Genomic DNA, 22,666 nt, shown 5'->3' on the forward strand with positions numbered 1-22,666 from the left:
CCATGGCAACCACGCCTCGCATTGTCATCATCGGAGCCGGGATCGTCGGCACCAACCTCGCCGACGAACTCGTCACCCGTGGTTGGAACAACATCACCGTCCTGGACCAGGGACCACTGAACATGCCCGGCGGCTCCACCTCGCACGCGCCGGGCCTGGTCTTCCAGACAAACCCCTCCAAGTCCATGGCACTCTTCGCCAAGTACACGGTGGAAAAGCTCCTGTCCCTCACGGAGGACGGCCAAAGCTGCTTCAACCAGGTGGGCGGCCTTGAAGTTGCCACCACCGAAACCCGCTTGGCGGACCTCAAGCGCAAGCTCGGCTATGCGCAGGCGTGGGGCATCGACGGCAAGATCCTCTCCCGTGAAGAGTGCAAGGAGCTTTACCCGCTCATCAACGAGGAAGACATCCTCGGCGGACTCCATGTACCCACCGACGGCCTGGCCTTGGCCGCCCGCGCCGTCCAGTTGCTCATCAAGCGCACCGAAGCCGCCGGCGTGAAGTACATCGGCAACACCGAGGTGACTGGTATCGAGCAGTCCAACCGCCGCGTCACCGGCGTCGAAACTGCCGACGGCGTGATCCCGGCGGACATTGTGGTGTCCTGCGCCGGCTTCTGGGGCGCCAAGGTGGGCGAGCTGATCGGCATGTCCGTTCCGCTCCTGCCGCTGGCCCACCAGTACGTCAAGACCACGCCGGTCCCCGCACAGAAGGGCAAGAACGAGCTCCCCAACGGCGCCCGGTTGCCCATTCTGCGCCACCAGGACCAGGACCTTTACTACCGCGAACACGGCGAGCGCTACGGCATCGGCTCCTACGCGCACCGCCCCATGCCCGTGGACCTGGACGAACTCGGCAGCTACGAGCCCAGCAGCATCAGCGAACACAACATGCCCTCGCGCCTGGACTTCACCCTGGAAGACTTCCTTCCCGCCTGGGAGGCAACCAAGCAGATCCTTCCGGCATTGCGCGAAAGCGAAATCGAGGACGGCTTCAACGGCATCTTCTCCTTCACCCCGGACGGTGGCTCCCTGGTGGGCGAGTCCAAGGAAGTGGATGGTTTCTTCGTTGCCGAGGCCGTGTGGGTCACCCACTCCGCCGGCATCGCCCGCGCGGTGGCGGAGCTCCTGGTTGACGGAAAGTCCAAGATCGATCTTGGCGATTGCGACATCCACCGCTTCGAAGAGGTCCAGCTCACGCCGGAGTACGTCAGCGAAACGTCCCAGCAGAACTTCGTGGAAATCTACGATGTCCTGCACCCGCTCCAGCCCAAGCTCTCCCCCCGCAACCTCCGCGTCAGCCCCTTCCACGCCCGCCAGAAGCAGCTTGGTGGCTTCTTCCTGGAAGGCGCCGGCTGGGAACGTCCGTACTGGTTCGAGGCGAACGCCGAACTGCTCAAGGAAATGCCGGACGAGTGGCAGCCGCCGGCCCGTGATGCCTGGTCCGGGATGTTCAGCTCACCCATCGCTGCGGCGGAGGCGTGGAAGACACGTACTGCTGTTGCCATGTACGACATGACGCCGCTGAAGCGCCTGGAAGTTTCGGGCCCCGGAGCCCTGAAGCTGCTGCAGGAACTGACCACCGGCGACCTCGCCAAGAAGCCCGGCGCCGTCACCTACACCCTGCTCCTGGACGAAGCCGGCGGCATCCGAAGCGACATCACTGTTGCGCGCCTGGATGAGGAGACGTTCCAGTTGGGCGCCAACGGCAACATCGACACCGCCTACTTTGAGCGCGCGGCCCGCCACCAGACGGCCAGCGGCAGTGCCAGCGACTGGGTCCAGGTCCGCGACACCACCGGCGGCACCTGCTGCATCGGCCTGTGGGGGCCCCTTGCCCGCGACCTCATCAGCACCGTCAGCAGCGACGACTTCACCAATGACGGGTTGAAGTACTTCCGTGCGAAGAAGGTCACCATCGGCGGCGTCACCGTCACCGCCATGCGTTTGTCCTACGTTGGCGAACTTGGCTGGGAGCTCTACACCAGTGCGGACAACGGCCAGCGGCTTTGGGACGCGTTGTGGAAGGCCGGCCAGCCGTTCGGCGTCATTGCGGCAGGCCGCGCAGCCTTCAGCTCCCTGCGACTGGAAAAGGGCTACCGTTCCTGGGGCACGGACATGACCACCGAGCACGACCCCTTCGAAGCCGGCCTCGGTTTCGCCGTGAAGATGGCCAAAGAGAACTTCATCGGCAAGGCGGCCCTGGAAGGACGCACGGAGGAAGGCTCTGCCCGCCGCTTGCGCTGCTTGACGGTCGACGACGGCAGGAGCCTCGTGCTGGGCAAGGAACCGGTGTTCTACAAGGACCAGGCGGTGGGTTACGTGACCAGCGCGGCCTTCGGCTACACGGTCCGCAAGCCGATCGCCTACGCCTACCTGCCTGCGGCCGTCTCGCTGGGTGATTCCGTGGAAATCGAATACTTCGGACGCCGTATCCAGGCGACCGTCACCGAGGACCCGCTGTACGACCCCACCATGAGCCGGCTCCGCGGCTAGAACACGTCCCATGATCAGCTCAGAAACGATTCAGGACTACCTCGCCAGGCTCGCCGCCCGCCAGCCCACACCGGGCGGCGGGGCGGCGGCCGCGCTGCACGCAGCCCAAGGGGCGGCTCTGGTTGCCATGGTGGCCAGATACACCACCGGGGCCAAGTTCGAGCAGCACGCTGCACTCGTCGCACGGGTCACCGCCGCAGCCGACCACTTGGTAGACGAGGCCGTGCGCCTTGCCGACGCCGATGAACACGCCTTCCAGGCGGTCATCGACTCCTACAAACTCCCGTCCGACACGGACGAACTGAAGGCTGCACGCAAGGCAGCCATCCAGGCCGCCCTGGTGCAGGCCGCCCAAACCCCCGCGCAGCTCATCCGGGTTGCCGGCGAAGTAGTGGAACTCGCCACCGACCTCCTGGACGCGGCGAACCCCAATGTCATCAGCGATGTTGCCGCAGCAGCGGATGCAGCCCGCGCCGCAGCCACGACAGCACGCGTCAACATAGACATCAACGTGGTGGCCATCAAGGACCCCGCCGCCCGCGCCCAGCTGGCCGGGGAGACCGACGGGCTTGAAGACAAAGTGGTCCTGGCGGCCGATTCCCTGGTCAAGCGCGTCCGCGAAAGGATTCTCTCGTGAGCACCAATGTGCTTTCCGGCAAGAAACTGGCCACAATCATCCAGCAAAAGGCCCAGGAACAGGCGCGGGGCCTGGAAAACAGCGGGCGCCATCCTGTCCTGGCCGTGGTTGTGGCCACGGACGACGAATCAACGCTCTGGTACGTCCGGTCCATTGAACGCGCGGCTGAACGACTGGGCATTGGATGCAGGATTATCGATCTTGGGCCCGAAGCCACCGAAGACGACCTCGCCAGCGTCCTGCAGGACCTCAGCGCCGAACCGTCGGTCAATGAGGAATGACGGAGGCTTTTTGCTGTGGTGGGACGGTTTGCGTAGCGAGATGCAGCCGATCCACGACAGCCAGGGCGTGTTCGCCGTCCTGGAAAAGGAAGTGCGGCGCCTGGGCTTCGATTACTACGCCTATGGCGTGCGCCACACGATTCCCTTCACCCGGCCGAAGACCGAGGTCCATGGCACCTATCCCAAGGCCTGGCTGGAGCGATACCAGATGCAGAACTACGGGGCCGTGGATCCGGCGATCCTCAACGGCCTGCGCTCCTCGGAAATGGTGGTCTGGAGCGACAGCCTGTTCGACCAGAGCCGGATGCTCTGGAACGAGGCTCGCGATTGGGGCCTCTGTGTCGGCGCGACCCTGCCGATCCGCGCGCCGAACAATTTGCTCAGCGTGCTTTCCGTGGCGCGCGACCAGCAGAACATCTCCAGCTTCGAGCGCGAGGAAATCCGCCTGCGGCTGCGTTGCATGATCGAGTTGCTGACCCAGAAGCTGACCGACCTGGAGCATCCGATGCTGATGTCCAACCCGGTCTGCCTGAGCCATCGCGAACGCGAGATCCTGCAATGGACCGCCGACGGCAAGAGCTCCGGGGAAATCGCCATCATCCTGAGCATTTCCGAGAGCACGGTGAACTTCCACCACAAGAACATCCAGAAGAAGTTCGACGCGCCGAACAAGACGCTGGCTGCCACCTACGCCGCGGCGCTGGGCCTCATCTGAATGGAATCATCCTGCAAACGCCGCTGCCGGCGGGAGTGAAAGCTGATGCCTTGGTAGGGCTCATCGCTCCCGAAAAGGACATCGACGGCGCCAATCCCCTCAGCCTCGGCCGCCTCGCCGTCGGCCAACCCGCCTTCGCCCCGGCAACGGCGCAGGCCGTGGTTGAACTCCTGGAACACTTCCAGGTGCCCATCGCGGGCCGGAACGTGGCCGTCGTCGGGCGTTCCGCAGTGGTGGGCAAGCCGCTGGCGCTGCTGCTGTTGGAGCGGGACGCCACCGTCACCGTCTGCCATTCCAAGTCGGGGCCGCTGGAACGCTACACCCAGCCGGCCGACGTCGTGGTTGTTGCCGCTGGCCGGGCCGGACTTCTGAAAGGCAACCACCTCTCGCCGGAGACGGTAGTGGTCGACGTCGGAACCAACGTCCTGCCCGACGGCTCGCTGGTGGGGGATGTTGATGAAGCGAGCGTCACCGGTGTGGCAGCTGGGTTGACGCCCGTTCCCGGCGGCGTTGGTTCCGTCACCACCGCACTGTTGCTCCTGCATACCGTTGAGGCCGCAGGGCAGCAGAAACCCGCCCAACTGGCCGCCGCGACGTCTGCTGCCCGGACCTGAAGGGAACCCGCATGGCAACGAAAGCCCCCGAAGGAAACATCGACGAGTCGAAGCTGACCGTCACCAAACCCAAGACAAAGGCCGTCGGCATCCCCGCCGTCGCGAACGCGCTGAAGATCTCCCTGGAACAAATGGGCCCGGTTCGCAGCGTCCAAACCCTGCTGGCCGTGAACCAACTGGACGGCTTCGACTGCATGGGCTGCGCGTGGCCCGAGCATGAGAAGCGCAACGCTGCGGAGTTCTGCGAGAACGGCGCGAAAGCCGTGGCCGAGGAAGCCACCCGCCGACGCGTCACTCCGGAATTCTTCGCCAAGTACTCCGTGGAAGAACTGAAAACCCGCGATGACTACTGGCTGGGACAGCAGGGCCGGCTGACCCATCCCATGGTCCTCGAGGAAGGCGCCACCCACTACACGCCGATCAGCTGGGACGACGCTTACGAGCTGATGGCAGCCGAACTCAAGGGCATGGCGTCACCTGACGAGGCTGTTTTCTATACCTCGGGCCGGACCTCGAACGAGGCAGCCTTCGTGTACCAACTCCTGGTCCGAGGCATCGGCACCAACAACCTGCCGGACTGCTCCAACATGTGCCACGAGTCCTCAGGTTCCGCCCTGGTGGAAACCATCGGCATCGGAAAGGGCTCAGTCAGCCTCACTGACCTGGAAACGGCATCGTTGATCTTCGTTGCCGGGCAAAATCCGGGAACCAACCATCCCCGCATGCTCAGCGCATTGGAGAAGGCCAAGAAAAACGGCGCAGTCATCGTGTCCGTGAATCCGCTTCCCGAGGCGGGACTTCTGCACTTCGAGAACCCTCAGCATGTGGCCGGCATGGTGGTGGGCACCCAGCTGACCGATGATTTCCTCCAAATCCGCGCCGGTGGCGACCAGGCCCTTTTCCAGGGCCTGGGCAAGTACCTCCTGGAGGCCGAGACAGCGGGCCGCAACAGCCCGGGACTGGAAACCGTCCTGGACCACGCCTTCATCAATGACCACACGGTGGGCATCGACGACTACCTGCGCTTCCTGGAAAAGGTGGAATGGGAAGACATCGTGGAAGCCACGGGCCTCACCCTTGAGCAGCTCCACGCCACGGGCGAACGGCTGCTGGCCTCCGGCTCCACCATTGTCTGCTGGGCAATGGGCCTCACCCAGCACAAGCACTCAGTGCCAACGCTCAGGGACGTGGTGAACGTCCTGCTCCTCCAGGGAAACATCGGCAAACCCGGCGCCGGTGTTTGTCCCGTTCGAGGACACTCGAACGTGCAGGGCGACCGCACCATGGGCATCTTCGAAAAGATGCCGGAGGCGTTCCACGACCGCCTGGACCAGGAATTCGGGTTCCGCTCCCCCAGGGAACACGGCTATGACACAGTGGCAGCCATCCGCGCCATGCGCGATGGGAAGGTCCGCTTCTTCATGGGCATGGGCGGGAACTTCGTCCGTGCCGCCCCGGATTCGGAGGTGACCGAGCAAGCCCTGGCCAACACCCGGCTCACCGTCCAGATCTCGACCAAGTTGAACCACTCCCACCTGTCCACCGGCCGGCGGGCCCTGATTCTGCCGACCCTTGGACGGACCGAAAAGGACACCCAGCGGACCGGGGACCAGCGGGTCACGGTAGAAGATTCCATGAGTGCCGTCCACGCTTCACGGGGCAGGCTCAAGCCTGCCAGCGAGCACCTCCACTCCGAAGTTGCGATCGTCTGCAACCTCGCGGACAAGCTGTTCACCGATGGCCACCACCGCCTGCCCAACACCCCCAAGGCCTCCTGGCTGGCCATGCGGGATGACTACACCCTCATCAGGAAACACATCGAGGCGGTCTTTGACGGCTTTGAAGACTTCGAAGCCCGGATCCAGCACCCGGGCGGCTTTGTCCTTCCGCACCCACCCCGCGATGCCCGGAAGTTCAATACAGCCTCCGGCAAAGCCCATTTCACGGGCAATGCGTTGGAGTACATCAAGGTGCCGCCGGGCAGGTTGGTCCTGCAGACCCTGCGCTCCCATGACCAGTACAACACCACCATTTACGGCAAGGACGACCGGTACCGCGGCATCCACGGCGGCCGGCGCGTGGTGCTGATCAACGCCGACGACATCAACGAGCTTGGTTTCGCGGACGGGGACATGGTCAACCTGGTCTCCGAGTTCCAAGGCACCGACCGGGTCGCGGAGAACTTCAGGATTGTCTCCTACTCCACCCCGAAGGGTTGCGCGGCCGCGTACTATCCCGAAACCAACGTCCTGGTGCCCCTGGACTCGGTTGCAGACACCAGCGGAACACCGACGTCCAAGTCAGTGATCATCAGGTTGGAACGAGCCGCCAGCCCATAAGCCCAGGACCACCGCTGATCGGTTGCCTGTAAATGGTGCTTCGATGCCTGAAACCTGGGGAGGTATTTCCTCATCGAAGCACCGCTTTCGGGCAACCGGCCAGGCCCACATTTCCGCACCACCAAACACCCTAAGGAGTGTCATGTCAGGAAACAGAGCAGTCGCCTACAAGGAACCCGGTGTCGTAGAAATCATCAATACCGACTACCCCACCTTCGAACTCAAGGACGGGCCAGGCGTCAATCCCGCCAATGTCGGCCGTAAGGTACCCCACGGCGTCATCCTGCGCACCGTGACCACCAACATCTGTGGTTCGGACCAGCACATGGTCCGCGGCCGGACCACCGCACCGAAAGACCTGGTCCTTGGCCACGAAATCACGGGCGAAGTGGTGGAGGTTGGCCCCGACGTCGAGTTCATCAAGGTGGGCGACATCGTCTCGGTGCCGTTCAACATTTCCTGTGGCCGCTGCCGGAACTGCAAGGAACAAAAGACCGGCATCTGCCTCAACGTGAACCCGGACCGGCCGGGCAGCGCCTACGGTTACGTGGACATGGGCGGCTGGGTGGGCGGACAGGCCGAGTACGTCCTGGTCCCTTACGCGGACTGGAACCTGCTGCGCTTCCCGGACCGTGACCAGGCCCTGGAGAAGATCATGGACCTGACCATGCTCTCGGACATCTTCCCCACCGGTTTCCACGGAGCCGTCACTGCCGGTGTGGGCGTTGGTTCCACGGTCTACGTGGCCGGCGCCGGTCCCGTGGGTATCGCCGCCGCCGTCGGCGCCCAACTGCTGGGGGCCGCCGTCGTCATTGTGGGCGATATGAACGAAGACCGCCTGGCCCAGGCACGCTCCTTCGGCTGCGAAACCGTCAACGTCTCCAAGGGCGACCCCAAGGACCAGATCGAACAGCTCCTCGGCGTGCCGGAAGTCGACTGCGGCGTGGATGCCGTGGGCTTCGAGGCCCGCGGACACGGCAAGGACGCATCGCATGAGGCACCGGCCACGGTGCTGAACTCCCTGATGGACATCACGGCGGCCGGAGGCTCCCTGGGTATCCCCGGCCTCTACGTCACCGGTGATCCGGGCGGAATCGACGAGGCCGCCAAGCACGGATCGCTTTCGCTGTCCCTGGGCACCGGTTGGGCCAAGTCCCTCTCCTTCACCACCGGGCAGTGCCCCGTCATGAAGTACAACCGCCAGCTCATGATGGCGATCCTCCATGACAAGGTCCAGATCGCCAAGGCCGTGAACGCCAAGGCGATCCCGCTCGAGGACGCACCCCGCGGCTACGCCGAGTTCGACGCCGGAGCGGCAACAAAGTTCGTACTGAACCCCAACGGCTACGTGAAGAACTAAGTACGCACTCAACGGATGCCGGGGACGGCGCGGCAGTAATTACGGGAAGGCCGAGCAGTCCCCGGCATCCGTGCCCCATGAACGCACCCAGGAATCGGACACCCATGCTTGCACCAGCGGATTCACCAGCCGACCTCACGCGGCACCACGCCACCACGTGGGCCGAAGCACGGCAGTTGGCCTTCAGCTGTGCCACGCCGCTCCCCTCATGGAAGACCGAACTCGGCACGGCAATCGGATGCACCCTGGCCCGTGACGTCATTGCCCGACAGGACCTTCCCCACTACGCGTCGTCCGCCATGGACGGCTGGTCAGTCAACGGCGAAGGCCCCTGGACCATCACGACGGCCGGACGCCGGCTTTCCTCCGGTGAAGCCAGTGTCATCGCAACCGGAGGACTGGTACCCGCCGGTGCTACAGGCGTGCTCCGCAAGGAAAGCGGTCGCATATCCGGAGACGGGCGTCTTTCGCTCACTCCCCATGCAAACCCGGATGAGCTTCTCCCCGGCCGGCACATCCGACCGGCCGGCGAAGAGGCCAGTGCGGGTGATGTCCTCATACCCGCCGGGACCCGGCTCAATCCGGCACACCTTGCCCTCGCTGCAGTGGCCGGACACGATCACGTCCAGGTGCAGCGCAAGCCGCGGGTCGCCGTCGTCATGACGGGCTCGGAAGTGGTCACCTCCGGTGACCCGGCGCCCGGACAGGTGCGCGACGCTTTCGGTCCGCAGCTTGATGCGGTCATCCCGCAGTTGGGCGGGGTCGCGGTAGGGCAGCTGCGGATCGGCGACTCCTACGAGGAGTGGCTGGCTGCGCTCTCTGGCGGTGACGACGGCGGTGCTGACCGCCACCGGGCTGAGGTCACCATTACCACCGGCGGGACCGGCAAGTCCGGAACAGACCACTTCCGTGCTGCCGTCGCGGCGCTTGGTGGGCGGCTGCTGCTGGATGGGGTTGCCATGCGCCCGGGCCATCCTGCGGTGCTGGCGGAGCTACCGGACGGACACTTCATCCTGGGATTGCCGGGAAATCCGTTGGCCGCCATGTTGGCCCTTATGACCCTCGGTGAACCGCTCCTCGCTGCCTTGGGAAAGCAATCCCTCCAAGAGCCCACACCTATGCTCTCCGGCGCCGACATCGAACCCGCCCCGGGAAAAACCCGCCTCATACCGTGCAGCGTCATCCACGGACTGGTGTTTCCTGCCGCCCATGCCGGCCCCGGGATGATGCGCGGGCTTGCCTGGGCCGATGGGTATATGGCCGTCCCACCTGAAGGTGCAGCCGCTGGCGGGCAGGTTCCCGTCCTTCCCCTGCCGTGGACCCGCCTGCCGGGATAGTGCACTCGGCTAGTGTTGCAATCACCGCAAGAACCCAAGGACCGGTAAGCGTTTATCCTTAACGGCATGACACGACGACACGGCTCGACAAGCCGGGGCTTCCGAGTCCCAGGCATTTCCGTGTCCGCCTTATGCGCATCAGCTGTCGCCCTCGTCCTTACCGGCTGCTCCCTCGCTGCCAGCAGTCCCGTGGATTTGAAGTCTCCACAACCGAAACCACCCCAGGATGCGGCGCATCCGGTGCACCGCTCGACTGCACCCGAACGCATCGTCATCATCGGTGATTCTCTCAGCACCGGATATGGGACGAGCCCAGAGGAAGCCTGGCCCCGCCTCCTTCGGCATGAACTCCATGCAGCCTCCGTGCCGGCGAAGATCACTAATGAAGCTCAAAACGGCGCGGGCTACCTTACCCTCGGTGACGAAGACGCCACCTTTGCCTCACAGATCAGCGGATCCGTTAACGCATCGACGGACGTCGTTGTGCTCTTTGGTTCGGACAACGACGCAGGCCAAGACCCTGCAGAGCTACGCGCCGCTCTTATGGATGCCCTCGGGGAAATAACGACGCTGGCTCCCCACGCCAGGCGAATCATGATCGGCCCGCTGACCGGCTTCGACGCCCTCGAATCGGACGTCACCATGATTCGTGATCAGGAACAGGCAGCAGCCCGCGACGCCGGCGCCGAATTTATCGACCCCGTCGCCGAACAATGGGTCGATGGGCCGGACTCCCCACTGTTGGGTCCGGACGGAGAACACCCCAGCAGTGCAGGACAGCAATTCCTGGCCGGGAGAATCAGGACGTTGCTGGACCAGCACCAAGCCTCATCGTTGGGCTAGGCGAGGCCGGGCTGACCATCAGCGCCCGCATGCGTAACACGTCCCGATAGCTGACGCTCTGTAAGCAACACTGCTCATAATAAGCAACGGACTTCGTCAGAGCCAATTGATATATCAATACGCCACAAAAGATGTAAAAGTCTTGACTTTGACGTGTGACGAAGCGCACTCTGTTGCTTACCGCGAACGTTGTTGATTCATGCGGAACCATCCCTCTCCCTCTGGACGCACGCCCACCGGGGCCGTGCATCAACGCAATAACCCATGACTCGCCGAGTAAAGGACCCGCTCATGGCTACAAACAGTGACACAAAATCGTTAGTACCCGAGGATTTACCCGCCAACGCAGCACCCGACCCCGTCCACGTGGAGATCACTGTCTCCCCCGACGCAACAGCCCTCAACGATGAGGACGGAGGCGCAGCAGCTCTCCCGGATTCCGAAGAATACGAACAGATCCTGGTAGAACTGCGCAACGCCAAGACCGAGCAGGCCGTTTCGGCCCGCCGGAACCAGAAACTTACCCTCGACAAAGTCACCTTCGGAATCACGGGCGCCATCGCCGTCGCCTTCGTGATCTGGGGCTTCGTGGGACGCGACAGCCTTTCGGAAACTTCCAAGGGCGCCCTGAACTGGGTCATGGAATACACCGGCTGGCTGTTCATGGTGCTTGCATCATTGTTTGTTGTTTTCGTGCTGTGGCTGGCCCTTGGCAAGTTCGGCAACATCCCGCTGGGCAAGGACGGCGAGAAGCCGGAATTCCGCACGGTCTCTTGGGTGGCCATGATGTTCGCCGCGGGCATGGGCATCGGCCTCATGTTCTACGGTGTCGCCGAGCCGCTCTACCACTACATCTCACCGCCGCCCGGAACTGTGGACGGACGCACCCCCGCCGCCATCCAGACCGCCATGGCCACCTCGATCTTCCACTGGACCCTCCACCCCTGGGCCATGTACGCAGTGGTGGGCATCGCCATGGCCTACGGGACGTACCGCTTGGGCCGCAAGCAACTGGTCTCTGCAGCGTTCACCTCGCTGTTCGGGATCCGGATGGTGGAAGGGCCCGTTGGCAAGTTCATCAACATCCTGGCCATCTTCGCCACGCTGTTCGGAACCGCCGCGTCCCTCGGCCTCGGCGCCCTCCAGATCGGCAGCGGCATGACGTCCAACGGCTGGCTCGGTGAAGTCGGCACTCCCGTGCTGGTGGTCATTGTGGCCATCCTGACCTTCTGTTTCGTCGCATCGGCCGTCTCCGGCATCAGCCGCGGAATCCAGTGGCTGTCGAACATCAACATGGTTCTTGCCGTGGTGCTTGCCCTCATCGTCTTTGTTGCTGGCCCCACCCTTTTCATCCTCAACCTGATCCCTTCCGCCATCGGCGACTACGCCCGCGACCTTGCCGAAATGTCATCCCGGACAGAAGCGGTGGGCGACGACGCATTGCGCAGTTGGATGACCAGCTGGACCATCTTCTACTGGGCCTGGTGGATCTCCTGGACGCCCTTCGTTGGCCTGTTCATCGCGCGCATCAGCCGTGGTCGCACCATCCGCCAGTTCGTCACCGGCGTCCTCCTCGTCCCCAGTGTTGTCAGCGTGATCTGGTTCGGCATCTTCGGCGGAGCCGCGTTCAACATCCAACAGGAAGCGGACAAGGCAGGCACACCCGGGCTGGTAACCACCACCAACGGGGTCCCCTCCGTCAACTTCGACGGCGCTCTCTTCGACCTGGTCAAGAACCTCGGAATGCCCGGATGGGCCACAGCCGCTGTCATTGTCCTGGCCATGGTGCTCGTAGCTATCTTCTTCATCACCGGAGCCGACGCGGCTTCGATCGTCATGGGTTCTCTCAGCTCCAACGGGGCTGAGCACCCGCGACGCGCCGTCGTCATCTTCTGGGGAAGCCTCACTGGCGCTGTTGCCGCCGTCATGCTCTTGGCCGGTGGTGACGAGCCATCGGAGGCTTTGGCCGGGTTGCAAAGAGTCACCATCGTGGCGGCGCTGCCGTTCGTGATCGTCATGCTGTTGCTCTGTTTCGCACTGACCAAGGACCTGAGGCGCGATCCCCTGTCGCTGCACAAGCGTTTGGCCACTTCTGTGGTGGAACGTGCCATCCGCACAGGTGTGGAGCAGCACGGCGGTGTCCAGTTCGACCTCGTCACCAAGCATGAGTGCGCGGAGAGCTGTACCGAGTCGCGGACGGATCACACGCACCAATAGAGTCCTCCTGAAAAAGCAACAAAGCAGGCGCCGGATCCCGGCGCCTGCTTTGTTGTTACCAAAGTCGGTAAGGCCTACTTGGGCATCAGTACCGAATCAACCAGGTAAACCGTTGCGTTGGCGGTGTGAACGCCACCGCAGATCACGTTGGCTCCGTTAACCGTGAGGGCGTCTTTGGTGCCGGCTACGGTCACTTCGCCTCCCTGGACAGTCTTGTGGGTGCCGGCGATCTTGTCCGGGCTCAGCTGGCCGGGGACTACGTGGTAGGTGAGGATCTTGCTCAGCAGGGCATCGTCCGTCTTGAGCGTCTCAATGGTTGCGGGGTCGATCTTGGCGAACGCGTCGTCAACCGGTGCGAACACCGTGAATTCGCTGCCGTTCAGGGTGGAAACCAGGTCCACCTTGGGGTTGAGCTTGCCCGAAACAGCGGCGGTCAGCGTCTTCAGCAGCGGGTTGTTGGACGCAGCTACCGCTACCGGGTCCTGGGCCATGCCCGTAACGGAGCCGGAACCACTCGGTACCTGGGCCGCGTAACCGGCGCAGCCGGGACCAACCAAGTCACGGGCTGGATCCATGGCGGTGCTGGCCATGGCCGAGGACGATGGCGACGGTGCCATCGAAGAAGGAGCCGCGGATGACGGCGCGGCAGCCGACGAAGAAGCGGGGGTGCTGGAGGTGCTTGAACCACCACAGGCCGTGAGTCCGAGAAGGGCGGCTGCAGTGAGGCCAACGAAGGCGAGGGCGGGGCGCTTTGTGGACAACATGTCATTCTCCTTGTTTTTGGAACCAGGGCGTTGGATCCATTCGGTAGTGGGACACGGGCGGCCCGGCGTTGCATCTGCGCCACCGGCTTGTTTGTGTCTCACCAGCTATTCGGAGGTCACGACGGGGTGGATGGGTGCGGATTGAAAAAGTTTTTTAAAGCCGCTCCCGGCCGGTCTTCTCATGGCAGGCGCTGGCTTGGTTAAGGAAGCAGCGTCCGACGCCGGTACTCGCCGCAGGCGCGAAGGCTGCGGCCCGCGGCTGGTTCCGGGTACTTTGAGCTCGCGTGGGTTGCTCAGAAAGCAAAGCAGCTCCTGGGGTTTCGACTGACGAGGCCGGGGAAGACGATTGGATAAAAGTTAGCTCGGGATCTTCTTGCCATCCTCGGTCTTCTGCCACTCAAAGTAACCCTCGGCGGGAACGATGGCCCTTCGTTTGACGGCGGCTGAGCGGAACGAGGGCTTCTCCAGGATCGTCTCGCTGCGGGCGTTGATGAGTTTGGAGCCGATCTTCACATCCTTGGCCCAGGACGGAACCAGACCCCACTTGGCGATGAGCAGGCGCCGGTCAATAGTGCCCTCGTCCAGGCGTTCAGCCACTATCGGAACGTTCTGGGTCGGAGCGACATTCCAGCTCGGCCCCGGAGGGCTGCCCTCGACTTCCTTGGCGTCGAAGTGGCCTAGAAGGTCGCTGGCTGCTTTGGACATCACGTATCTGCCGCACATGTGCCTATTCTTGCCACAAAACAGTCACCCGAAACCCTGACAGCACAGGGCCGTGCCGGGTTTGCCGAGGGCCATGGCAGAGCCGCCTGATGCAGCTCTCCGTTAGGGAGAGGGCGTGAGCAGTAAGCCAATTCATCGCCTCATCACGGGAAGTGAAGAAGCGGGTGGGGCAAGGAAGAGTACGACGTGACATGGCGAAATTTGCGATGACACGATTGACCGGACTTGATCCGAGCAAGGCAATCCTCGACGCAGCACACTTTGTGCTAAACGCGGCCTTGGTTGCCGGGCTATTGACCGGGTACGCGTGATGTCGATCAACATCGGGTACTCAGCACCGTCGGCCAGCCCGTTGATTGCTTGGCAGGCGAGCCTTGTTAGGGATCTCTCTGTTCTGGTGAGTATCGGATGAAGAGGAGCGAGAGGATCATGGAATCGGTTTCCCTCGTAGCTTGCGGCGCAGTCTGTGGGCTTGGACCCGGAGGGGAACTTTCGGTTCAGGGAAGGGGAAATGCCCACTGATACAGCATTTCTGTCCCACGCTTCCCTCATGGCCTTTGGCAATCTGACGTTATCGGGATCCTCATGCACGTGCTGGACAGGTTCAGAGCGGTTTCTCCTCCACCACGATCCACTGGCATCGCGAAAGACGATGGTAGAAGCAGTGCTAGGCGAGCCGTGGTAAGACTGGTTTTGGACGTAAAAAGTCCACCGCTCTTCGGTGTTGGGTTTTATGGATTCCACAATGTAGGCGCAGTTCTCGGAGACGGCATTGCGCCCAGTGTCCGTGAGCTGCACCTTTACCGGCCCGATGAGCTCCTGGCTTCCGTTGTGAACAACTACGGTTTGAACGAGGATCGGCACCTGGGCTTGCACGAAGGATTCTCCGGTGTGCCTTCAGACACGATATCCCCGCACCCTCCGGACGTCGCTATGGGGCCATCCACTCGTTCTGAACGGCATCCTCCACGCGTTCGGAAACATAAGCATCGTCCCCGGGAGGGCAGTATTCTCTTCGGGAGGCGAAATCAGCCTCTTCAGGCTGACTAGGAAGACCAACCTCAACGAATTTCGGACAAATTTTCGCGCTTGTCGTCTGGCAAACCTTCCAGTTCAGCCGCTCAAGCTGGTCCGCTGCCCCGCTCGCGGATACCTTTCCAAAAAGTGGAGAGGTCATTTTCAGTAAGTGGCATCCCCCATCCCTTGGGTGACCTGATGTCATCGAGGTCTAGGTCAGTACCGAACCCTGGGGCCGCAGCATTGAGCCAAGCTCCGTGTTCGTCCTTCGTAAGGAGGACACCAATCTCCCAGTCTCTTTGCGCCCATACAGACCAAGCTCCTGACGGTCCAGTGACCGCCAGAACATCGACTGAGATACCAAGTGAACCCGTTGGATCTCCAGCTGGCTCCCACCATATGGCATTTCCATAATCGCAGAGGACCGACGAGCTGTTCATCTCAAAGGTTGGAAAAAAACAATAGTAGTCGTCGTAAAAGTCTGGACCCGGGGATAGACCGAGCACTGTCAGATGGTCTTCTCGATAGTGCTTAACCAAGGCATCCAAGACTGTTCCGAAGTCGTCGTCCAGGACAGTGTCGTATTCGTAGATTGTTGCAAACCCCGGGGGTGCACGGAACGGCCACTCTGGAAAGCGGGTGTTCAGTGACACGTTGCGTGCCGCTTCAGCCCTCAGATCTGCGTATCGCTGTTGGCTATCAGCATATCCGAATGGGAGGCTCACTCGTCGGCTCCTAGTCTTATCTTCAGTGACGGTTTGTGCTGGCCAGGGGGGTAGTAATCGGGTGTAGGACCCTCCCAAGTTTTGGCCTCTTTCCGAAGAACATATTTGGCGTTTTCCTTCAGAAATATCTCATAACTATCACTATTTCCTTTCTTAGCTAGCCACTCATTGGCTTTCAATGTCTCCGCTACTTCATCGGCAGAGGCATTTGTCGCCCGATTCCTGACTCTCGACTTTTTTGCCGTAACGTCCACATAATTTTTGGCATCTTCGAGGCCTTCGGCGACTTCATCAGCGTATTTTGCACCCTTAATCATGGTGCTAGCGCCCAGGACGGACCTGGCAAGCCAAGCGAAAGGCGCGTCGGTGGGTATCAACATCGCAACATTGAGCACCCCTTCAATGCGTTCTTCCGGGCCGTGATAGGGGATCACACCCGCGGGTTTTCCAGAGATAGTATTGCGGGCTAGGGGCCCAGAATTCTGGGTTCTTGGCGGCGTTCCGTACGTTAGAGCGGCGTCCTCTCCGGACCCGGCCTCAGCGGATGAGGAAGCAGGCAATCGAAAAGAGAAGTCCCAGCACGATACCCACAATTCCCAGGACCTTCCCGGCAGTGGCTTCCACGCCGTACGCCTCTGCCTTTCGAGCAGTCGTTAACGCTATGACCCCGTAGACATCCTAGAAGTACGGTTTGGTGATCAGTTCCAGCGCGTGTCCCGAGGGGTCTTTGAAGTACACCCCGCGGCCGCCGTGTTCGGTGTTCGTCTCGCCCGGCCGGGTCATTTGCGGGTCGGCCCAATGCTCGAACACCGTCACTCACCAGTCGCGCATAGGCACGGTTGAAGTGCGGCTCATCAACAAGAAAGGCGTAGTGCTGCATCTGGATTTCGACCGGCGGGTCGGCAAACTGAAGCATCACCCCCCGGCCAGGGAGAGGTTGGTGAACGGCCCCCAACTGGGAGCGTCAGTTGCTTCGAGGATTGAACGGTAGAACTCGGCTGATACGGTGCGGTCGACTGAGGCGATGATGGCGTGAAAGTCTAGCGCAGCAGTTTCTCTGGCGGAGCAGCCAATCCCGATGGCAGGATGGGCGGATGGCTATCGAAGTTCGCCCCGCCACGGTGTTCGATGACGTCAGGACCATGGTGGGACCCAAGAACCCCGGCTCCAATGTGTGCTGGTGCCTGAGCTACCGCATCCCATCCAAGCTGAACCTGAGCCTGCAACGCGAAGAGCGCGGCGCATACGTTGAGAAGCTGGTCGCCGAGGATCCTCCGCCCGGGGTTCTGGCGTACGACGGCGACGAGGTAGTTGGGTGGGCGGCCGTCCACCCGCGTGCGGACACCAGTTTCGCGACGAACCGGAAGATCCCGCATGTGGACAAGACCGATGTGTGGTCCGTGTGGTGCATCCGGGTGCGGCCCGGGCACCGGGGAAAGGGCATCTCGCACGAACTCCTGCGTGGAGCCATCGACTTCGCCAGGGCCCACGGCGCCCCCGTCCTTGAGGGCTACCCCGTGGACAACAAGGGCGGAAAGGTGGACCTGACTATGGCCTATGTCGGGACAAGGAGGCTGTTCGAGAAGGCCGGCTTCAAGAAAGTCGCAGAAACCACGTCCGTACTCAACGGCTTTCCGAGAGTGTTGATGCGGCTGGAACTCAGCTAGTTCCTTGTAACCGCGCCGTCATCCGGTGTGCTTCCTCGAGCAACAGCTTCCCCAGGTATTCCTGGCGCTCCGGCCGGAAGCGGGGTTCGATCCCGGTCAGGGACAACGCCCAGGCCGGCCGGCCCTGCTGGTCGAAGACTGCAGCACCCATTCCCCAACTGCCTTCGAGGATCAACCCGGGATTCACTGAGTACCCGGCCAGCCTTGTTTGCTCCAGGTTCTCCCGCACCACGTCAGCAGGATGGCCGTCAGAAAAGTCACCTGCGTGCTCTGCCCATTCGGCCAGCAGCGCTTCCTGTTCTTCGGCGGGCAGGAAGGCCAGGATCGCCGTCCCCGCGGAGGCAACGCCCAAGGGAAACCGCACACCTTCATGGAGCACGAACGATCGCACGGGGAACGGGCCCTCCTCGCGCAGCACACAGACAGTTTCGTTGCCGCGCCGGATCGAGAAGAACGCGCTCTCTCCCGTCTCGGTAGCCAGCCTGCGAAGGGATGGGCGGGCGATGTCCTCCATGGGGAAACGGGCAGCTGCGACAGACCCGAGCAGGAAGATCTCGGGTCCGAGCACCCACTTTCCTGAGGACGAATCATGTTCCAGGAAGCCCTCGGCGGCCAGCGACGTCAACAGCCGGTGAACAGTGGGCCGGGTGAGCCCGGATTCGCGGACCAGCCCGGCCAAGGACGTGCCTTCTGGCTTGCGCCCAACCAGGCGGAGCAGTTCCGCGACCCTGCCCACTACCTGTGCTCCCTGCACTGCCACGATGCCTCCTGCATAGAATTCATCCACATTATGGACAGGCCTCAGTGTAGCGTCCACACCGTGAGTAACGCGAAGAGAGCGCTCTTGACCGGCCCGAAGAGCCGAACCTAGGCTCCTACCCAAGAGGTCAACAGTCCACAAAGTGGAAGCCAACCAAACTCAAAGAGGAGTTCCCGTGTCCAAGATCCACGCGAGCGCACCCACAGCGCTCCATGACCTCATGGCAGATGGCCTGACCATCGCCGTCGGAGGTTTTGGCCTGAGCGGTATTCCCGCAGACCTGATCGACGCCGTCCGCGAGTCGGGCGCGAAGGACCTGACCATCGTCTCGAACAACATGGGCGTGGACGGTAAGGGCCTGGGCGTGCTGATCGAGGCCGGGCAGGTCCGGAAAGTCATCGCATCCTATGTTGGCGAGAACAAGCTCTTCGCCGAGCAGTACCTGGCCGGCGAGCTAGAGGTTGAGTTCACCCCGCAGGGCACGCTGGCGGAGCGTCTTCGCGCTGGCGGCGCCGGAATTCCGGCCTTCTACACGCGGACCGGCGTGGGCACCTTGGTTGCCGACGGCAAACCGCTGGAAGAGTTCGACGGCGTCACGTACGTCCGCGAGCGCGCCATCACCGCCGACGTCGCGCTGGTCCACGCCCACACCGCCGATACCGACGGCAACCTGACCTACCGCTACACCGCCCGGAACTTCAACCCGGTGGTTGCCACCGCAGGCGCAGTGACCATCGCCGAGGCGGAGGTGATCGTCCAGCCGGGGCAGCTCGACCCCAACCACATCATCACCCCTGGCGTCTACGTCCAGCGGCTGGTCCAGGCAAGCAACAGAGTCAAGGACATCGAACAGCGCACGGTCCGGCAGCGGCCAGAACCCCTGACGGTCTGAAGCAAAGGAGCACACACCATGGCATGGACACGGGACCAAATGGCCGCGATTGCGGCCGAAGAATTGAACGACGGCGACTACGTCAACCTCGGCATCGGCATCCCCACATTGGTAGCCAACAACCTGCCCGACGGCGTCCGGGTGATCCTCCAGAGCGAGAACGGCCTGCTCGGAATGGGCCCGTTCCCGTACGAGGGCGAGGAAGACGCGGACCTCATCAACGCCGGGAAGCAAACGGTGACCATCACCCCGGGCGGCAGCATTTTCGACTCCGCCACCTCGTTCGGCATGATCCGCGGCGGCCACGTGAAGGTGGCCATCCTGGGTGCCATGCAGGTGTCCGGCGGCGGCGACCTCGCCAACTGGACCATCCCCGGCAAGATGGTCAAGGGCATGGGCGGTGCGATGGACCTGGTTGCAGGGACACCGCGCGTCGTGGTCCTCACCGAGCACAACGCCAAGGACGGCTCGGCCAAGATCGTCACCAACTGCACCCTCCCGCTCACGGGGCTTAACTGCGTGGACAGGATCATCACGGACCTCGCCGTATTCGATATAGCCCCCGAAACAGCAACGCACGACGGCGGCACCCGCCTTGTGTTGACCCGTCTCGCCCCAGGCGTCACCGTGGAAGACATCCGCAGCAAGACGGACGCAGGGTTCACGGTGGCGCTGGACGAAGACGCGCAGGAAAACACCCTCGAAGGAGCCAACGCATGAGCCTGAAAGACCAGTTCGGTAAGGACATCCTGCTCACAGGGTGGGGCCACAGCAAGTTCGGCAAGCTGACGGACGACACCCTGGAATCGCTGATCGTCCACGTGGCAGGCGAAGCCATCCGGAACTCCGGCTTGGACCCCAAGGACATCGACGAAATCTACCTGGGCCAGTTCAACTCGGGCATGCAGCCGCTGGGCTTCACATCGTCCCTGGCCCTCCAACTCTCCCCGGACCTCGCCAACGTCCCCGCGACCCGCACTGAGAACGCCTGCGCTTCCGGCTCTGCCGCGTTCCAGCAGGGAGTCAAGGCCGTGCTCGCCGGAACCGCCCGCAACGTCCTGGTGATCGGCGCCGAAAAGATGACCGACGCCGGAGCCGACGTCGTGGGAGCCGCCCTGCTCGGCGCTTCCTACGAGATGGCCGGCAAGGCATCATCAACCGGTTTCACGGGTCTCTTCGCTGAAGTCGCCAAGCACTACGAGAAGCGCTACGGCACCTCCATTGCCCGCCCCGGATTCGAAGCGGGCCTCGGCGATGTCCTTGGTTCCATCGCCGCCAAGAACCACCGCAACGGCATGGACAACCCCTACGCCCAGATGCACCGGGACTTCGGCGAGGAGTTCTGCCGGACCATTTCGGACAAGAACCCCATGGTGGCCGAACCCTTGCGCCGCACCGACTGTTCGCCGGTCTCCGACGGCGCTGCCGCCGTCGTGCTGTCCACCCAGGCAACCGGAGGTGCAACCGCACCCGTGCGCCTGGCGGGTTTCGGCCACGCGAACGATTTCTTCCCGGCCGAGAAGCGCGATCCCACGGAGTTCGCCGCCACCAGGACGTCCTGGGAGCGCGCGTTCACCATGGCCAGCGTCGGAGTTGATGGCCTGGACTTCGCCGAAGTGCACGACTGCTTCACCATCGCCGAGCTCATCATGTACGAGGCAATGGGCCTGACCCCGCGCGGTGAAGGTTCCCGCGCCATCCAGGAGGGGTGGGTATATAAGGACGGCAAACTTCCCATCAACGTTTCCGGCGGCCTGAAGGCGAAGGGCCACCCCGTAGGCGCCACCGGCGTGTCCCAGCACGTCATCGCCGCCATGCAGCTCACGGGTACCGCTGGCGACATGCAGCTTCCCAACGCCCGGCGGGGAGCCGTGCAGAACATGGGCGGCGTGGGCATCGCGAACTACGTGAGCGTGCTGGAAGCACTCTAACCCCGGATCAACGCCGCGATCTCCGTGAATCCGAACCGCCCTGCGTTCTGCAGGGCGGTTCGGCCTTGGGGGTCGGGGATGTCCGGGTTCGCTCCGGCCTCGAGCAGCTGCCGCACCACGTCCTGCTGGTTGGGGCCGCCGTTGTTGAGCAGGATGGCTTCCTGCACGGCTGTCCATCCCAGGTTGTTGACGTGGTCCACGGGCACGCCGGCGGCGATCAGGATCCGAACGGTTTCCGTGTGCCCGTGTTCGCTCGCCGGAATCAGGGCCGTGCCGCCGTACCGGTTGATGCTGCGCACGTCGGCCCCGGCGGCCAAGGTGAGCTGGAGAACCTCGTTGAAACCCTCGGCCCCTGCGTAGAGGAACGCGGAGTCCTGGATACCGTCCTTGGCGTTGACGTTTCCGCCCGCCGCGATGAGTTCCCGGACCCGCGCAGGGTCGTTGGCTTTCGCGGCGAGGATGAGGAGCCGGTCGGTTTCCATCTGGGCCTCCGGGGACAGTTTGGGCGGCGTTGCCTGGGCAGCAAACGACGACGGGACAGGGCTGGCGCTCGACGGCGACGCGGAAGCGGGGGCTGTCTGCGACGCGCCAGGTGAGGCTGGGCTGGAAGGCGACGTTCCCGCCGTCGTACATCCCGCCAGCAGCCCGACCATCAGCAACCCAACCCCCGCCATCCGCTTTTTCATCGCTACTTCGCTGCCTCGGCCAGGGCATCCGCACCAGCGGTAGCGCAGGCTTCGTCGAGGGCGCCGTCAGGGGCACCGCCGACGCCGATTCCCGCCACCGAGACGCCGTTCACCTTCAGCGGCACGCCGCCGGACAGGAAGAGGGTGCCCGGGAGGTCAGCAATGGAGGGGCCGTTGCCGTTGACGCGCTTGGCAAGCTCACTGGTGGGAGCACCGAACGCGGCAGCCGTGTAGGCCTTCTGTTTGGCGGCCTCGATGGTGTGCTCGGCCGCGTTGTCGCCACGGAGGATGGCCTGGACCGTGCCGAAACGGTCCACCAGTGCGACCGTCACGAACGGCAGCTTGTCCGCCTGGCACTTGGCGAGCGCAGCGTTGACGGCCTTGCTCGAGGCACCCACTGTGATGCGGTTCTGGGCAACCACGTTCTCCGGTGCGGGCTGGACGTCAGCCCGGGCTTTGGCCTCGACGGCGACGGGGGCCGCGGCCGGAGCAACGGCGTTGGCCACAGCCGTGGCGCCACCGGTGAGCAACAATGCTCCAGCAGCGGCAACGGCAATCGTCTTGTTGGACTTCTTCACGGCAATCTCCTTGTAGTCAGCGTCGGTACACCTCCATGCTCCCGGGGCGGGCCCAGGCACCACATCGGCCCGAAGCAGTCCCGGG

20 protein-coding genes and 2 pseudogenes are annotated in these 22,666 nt (G+C 63.2%); 14 read left to right on the plus strand and 8 right to left on the minus strand.

The genetic code is table 11. From position 1 onward, the window contains the following. The first annotated feature begins 2 nt into the window (after positions 1 to 2). The 10 genes and pseudogenes from ACNQOP_RS04750 (at position 3) to ACNQOP_RS04795 (ending at position 12,838) form a co-directional block, all read left to right on the plus strand. The gene (locus ACNQOP_RS04750) at positions 3 to 2,495 is read left to right on the plus strand and encodes a GcvT family protein (RefSeq protein ID WP_416403507.1); all 2,493 of its coding nucleotides are present in this window, start codon (positions 3 to 5) and stop codon (positions 2,493 to 2,495) included. Between the two features lie 10 nt (positions 2,496 to 2,505). Beyond that, a complete protein-coding gene (locus ACNQOP_RS04755; protein WP_416403508.1) occupies positions 2,506 to 3,132 on the plus strand; it encodes a cyclodeaminase/cyclohydrolase family protein in 627 nt (208 codons plus the stop codon). Continuing rightward, positions 3,129 to 3,404, plus strand: a pseudogene (locus ACNQOP_RS04760) (tetrahydrofolate dehydrogenase/cyclohydrolase catalytic domain-containing protein); the annotation flags it as partial. The gene ACNQOP_RS04755 and the pseudogene ACNQOP_RS04760, both read left to right, overlap by 4 nt. Further along, positions 3,403 to 4,128 (plus strand): transcriptional regulator RhlR, encoded by a 726-nt coding sequence (rhlR, locus tag ACNQOP_RS04765; protein WP_347063173.1) that lies wholly within the window; start codon positions 3,403 to 3,405, stop codon positions 4,126 to 4,128. The pseudogene ACNQOP_RS04760 and the gene rhlR, both read left to right, overlap by 2 nt. Continuing rightward, a pseudogene (locus ACNQOP_RS04770) lies at positions 4,113 to 4,742 on the plus strand (bifunctional 5,10-methylenetetrahydrofolate dehydrogenase/5,10-methenyltetrahydrofolate cyclohydrolase); the annotation flags it as partial. The gene rhlR and the pseudogene ACNQOP_RS04770, both read left to right, overlap by 16 nt. An 11-nt stretch (positions 4,743 to 4,753) precedes the next feature. Further along, on the plus strand, positions 4,754 to 7,081 hold the full coding sequence (locus ACNQOP_RS04775) for an FdhF/YdeP family oxidoreductase (protein ID WP_416403509.1): 2,328 nt from the start codon (positions 4,754 to 4,756) through the stop codon (positions 7,079 to 7,081). 142 nt (positions 7,082 to 7,223) lie between these two features. After that, positions 7,224 to 8,441 (plus strand): formaldehyde dehydrogenase, glutathione-independent, encoded by a 1,218-nt coding sequence (gene fdhA / locus ACNQOP_RS04780; RefSeq protein WP_257370116.1) that lies wholly within the window; start codon positions 7,224 to 7,226, stop codon positions 8,439 to 8,441. Between the two features lie 104 nt (positions 8,442 to 8,545). Then, positions 8,546 to 9,778 carry a molybdopterin molybdotransferase MoeA gene (locus tag ACNQOP_RS04785; RefSeq protein WP_416403510.1) on the plus strand — a complete coding sequence of 411 codons (1,233 nt, stop codon included), beginning with the start codon at positions 8,546 to 8,548 and terminating at the stop codon, positions 9,776 to 9,778. A 240-nt stretch (positions 9,779 to 10,018) separates the two neighbouring features. Beyond that, on the plus strand, positions 10,019 to 10,621 hold the full coding sequence (locus ACNQOP_RS04790) for an SGNH/GDSL hydrolase family protein (protein ID WP_416403511.1): 603 nt from the start codon (positions 10,019 to 10,021) through the stop codon (positions 10,619 to 10,621). Between the two features lie 291 nt (positions 10,622 to 10,912). Next, on the plus strand, positions 10,913 to 12,838 hold the full coding sequence (locus ACNQOP_RS04795) for a BCCT family transporter (RefSeq protein ID WP_416403512.1): 1,926 nt from the start codon (positions 10,913 to 10,915) through the stop codon (positions 12,836 to 12,838). A 74-nt stretch (positions 12,839 to 12,912) separates the two neighbouring features. Here ACNQOP_RS04795 and ACNQOP_RS04800 read toward each other — a convergent pair whose 3' ends face one another. From ACNQOP_RS04800 to ACNQOP_RS04820, 5 genes are all read right to left on the minus strand, one after another. Then, a complete protein-coding gene (locus tag ACNQOP_RS04800; protein ID WP_257370120.1) occupies positions 12,913 to 13,602 on the minus strand; it encodes a fasciclin domain-containing protein in 690 nt (229 codons plus the stop codon). Between the two features lie 357 nt (positions 13,603 to 13,959). Beyond that, positions 13,960 to 14,325, minus strand: coding sequence for an SOS response-associated peptidase (locus tag ACNQOP_RS04805; protein WP_416403513.1), 366 nt, complete (start codon positions 14,323 to 14,325; stop codon positions 13,960 to 13,962). Between the two features lie 1,121 nt (positions 14,326 to 15,446). Beyond that, the gene (locus tag ACNQOP_RS04810; RefSeq protein ID WP_416403514.1) at positions 15,447 to 16,067 is read right to left on the minus strand and encodes a hypothetical protein; all 621 of its coding nucleotides are present in this window, start codon (positions 16,065 to 16,067) and stop codon (positions 15,447 to 15,449) included. Next, entirely contained in the window at positions 16,064 to 16,501 is a 438-nt protein-coding gene (locus tag ACNQOP_RS04815) for a hypothetical protein (RefSeq protein WP_416403515.1), read from the minus strand. Before ACNQOP_RS04815 ends, ACNQOP_RS04810 begins: the two co-directional genes overlap by 4 nt. 244 nt (positions 16,502 to 16,745) lie before the next feature. Beyond that, positions 16,746 to 16,877: a hypothetical protein gene (locus ACNQOP_RS04820; protein WP_416403516.1), complete on the minus strand. Its 132-nt coding sequence runs from the start codon at positions 16,875 to 16,877 to the stop codon at positions 16,746 to 16,748. 284 nt (positions 16,878 to 17,161) lie between these two features. Between ACNQOP_RS04820 and ACNQOP_RS04825 the strand changes: the two genes are divergently transcribed. Next, the gene (locus ACNQOP_RS04825; protein ID WP_416403517.1) at positions 17,162 to 17,734 is read left to right on the plus strand and encodes a GNAT family N-acetyltransferase; all 573 of its coding nucleotides are present in this window, start codon (positions 17,162 to 17,164) and stop codon (positions 17,732 to 17,734) included. On the opposite strand, the gene ACNQOP_RS04830 is transcribed toward ACNQOP_RS04825, so the two are convergent. Continuing rightward, complete coding sequence (locus ACNQOP_RS04830) at positions 17,727 to 18,494, minus strand: IclR family transcriptional regulator (protein ID WP_416403518.1); 768 nt, start codon at positions 18,492 to 18,494, stop codon at positions 17,727 to 17,729. The genes ACNQOP_RS04825 and ACNQOP_RS04830 overlap by 8 nt on opposite strands. 175 nt (positions 18,495 to 18,669) lie before the next feature. On the opposite strand from ACNQOP_RS04830, the gene ACNQOP_RS04835 reads away from it, so the two are divergent. From ACNQOP_RS04835 to ACNQOP_RS04845, 3 genes are read left to right on the plus strand one after another with little or no spacing between them, the layout of a single operon-like run. Further along, positions 18,670 to 19,386, plus strand: a complete 717-nt coding sequence (locus ACNQOP_RS04835) for a CoA transferase subunit A (RefSeq protein ID WP_416403519.1) — start codon at positions 18,670 to 18,672, stop codon at positions 19,384 to 19,386. An 18-nt stretch (positions 19,387 to 19,404) separates the two neighbouring features. After that, positions 19,405 to 20,106 carry a CoA transferase subunit B gene (locus tag ACNQOP_RS04840; RefSeq protein ID WP_257370130.1) on the plus strand — a complete coding sequence of 234 codons (702 nt, stop codon included), beginning with the start codon at positions 19,405 to 19,407 and terminating at the stop codon, positions 20,104 to 20,106. Further along, complete coding sequence (locus tag ACNQOP_RS04845) at positions 20,103 to 21,317, plus strand: acetyl-CoA acetyltransferase (protein WP_416403520.1); 1,215 nt, start codon at positions 20,103 to 20,105, stop codon at positions 21,315 to 21,317. The genes ACNQOP_RS04840 and ACNQOP_RS04845 overlap by 4 nt, the downstream gene beginning before the upstream one ends. Here ACNQOP_RS04845 and ACNQOP_RS04850 read toward each other — a convergent pair. Both ACNQOP_RS04850 and ACNQOP_RS04855 read right to left on the minus strand, forming a co-directional pair. Beyond that, positions 21,314 to 22,003: an ankyrin repeat domain-containing protein gene (locus ACNQOP_RS04850; RefSeq protein ID WP_416403521.1), complete on the minus strand. Its 690-nt coding sequence runs from the start codon at positions 22,001 to 22,003 to the stop codon at positions 21,314 to 21,316. The genes ACNQOP_RS04845 and ACNQOP_RS04850 overlap by 4 nt on opposite strands. A 2-nt stretch (positions 22,004 to 22,005) precedes the next feature. Further along, positions 22,006 to 22,581, minus strand: coding sequence for a GlcG/HbpS family heme-binding protein (locus ACNQOP_RS04855; RefSeq protein WP_416403522.1), 576 nt, complete (start codon positions 22,579 to 22,581; stop codon positions 22,006 to 22,008). Positions 22,582 to 22,666 lie beyond the last annotated feature (85 nt).

It is taken from the genome of Arthrobacter sp. LFS091, from assembly GCF_047977885.1.
In the GTDB taxonomy this organism is placed as follows: Bacteria; Actinomycetota; Actinomycetes; order Actinomycetales; family Micrococcaceae; genus Arthrobacter.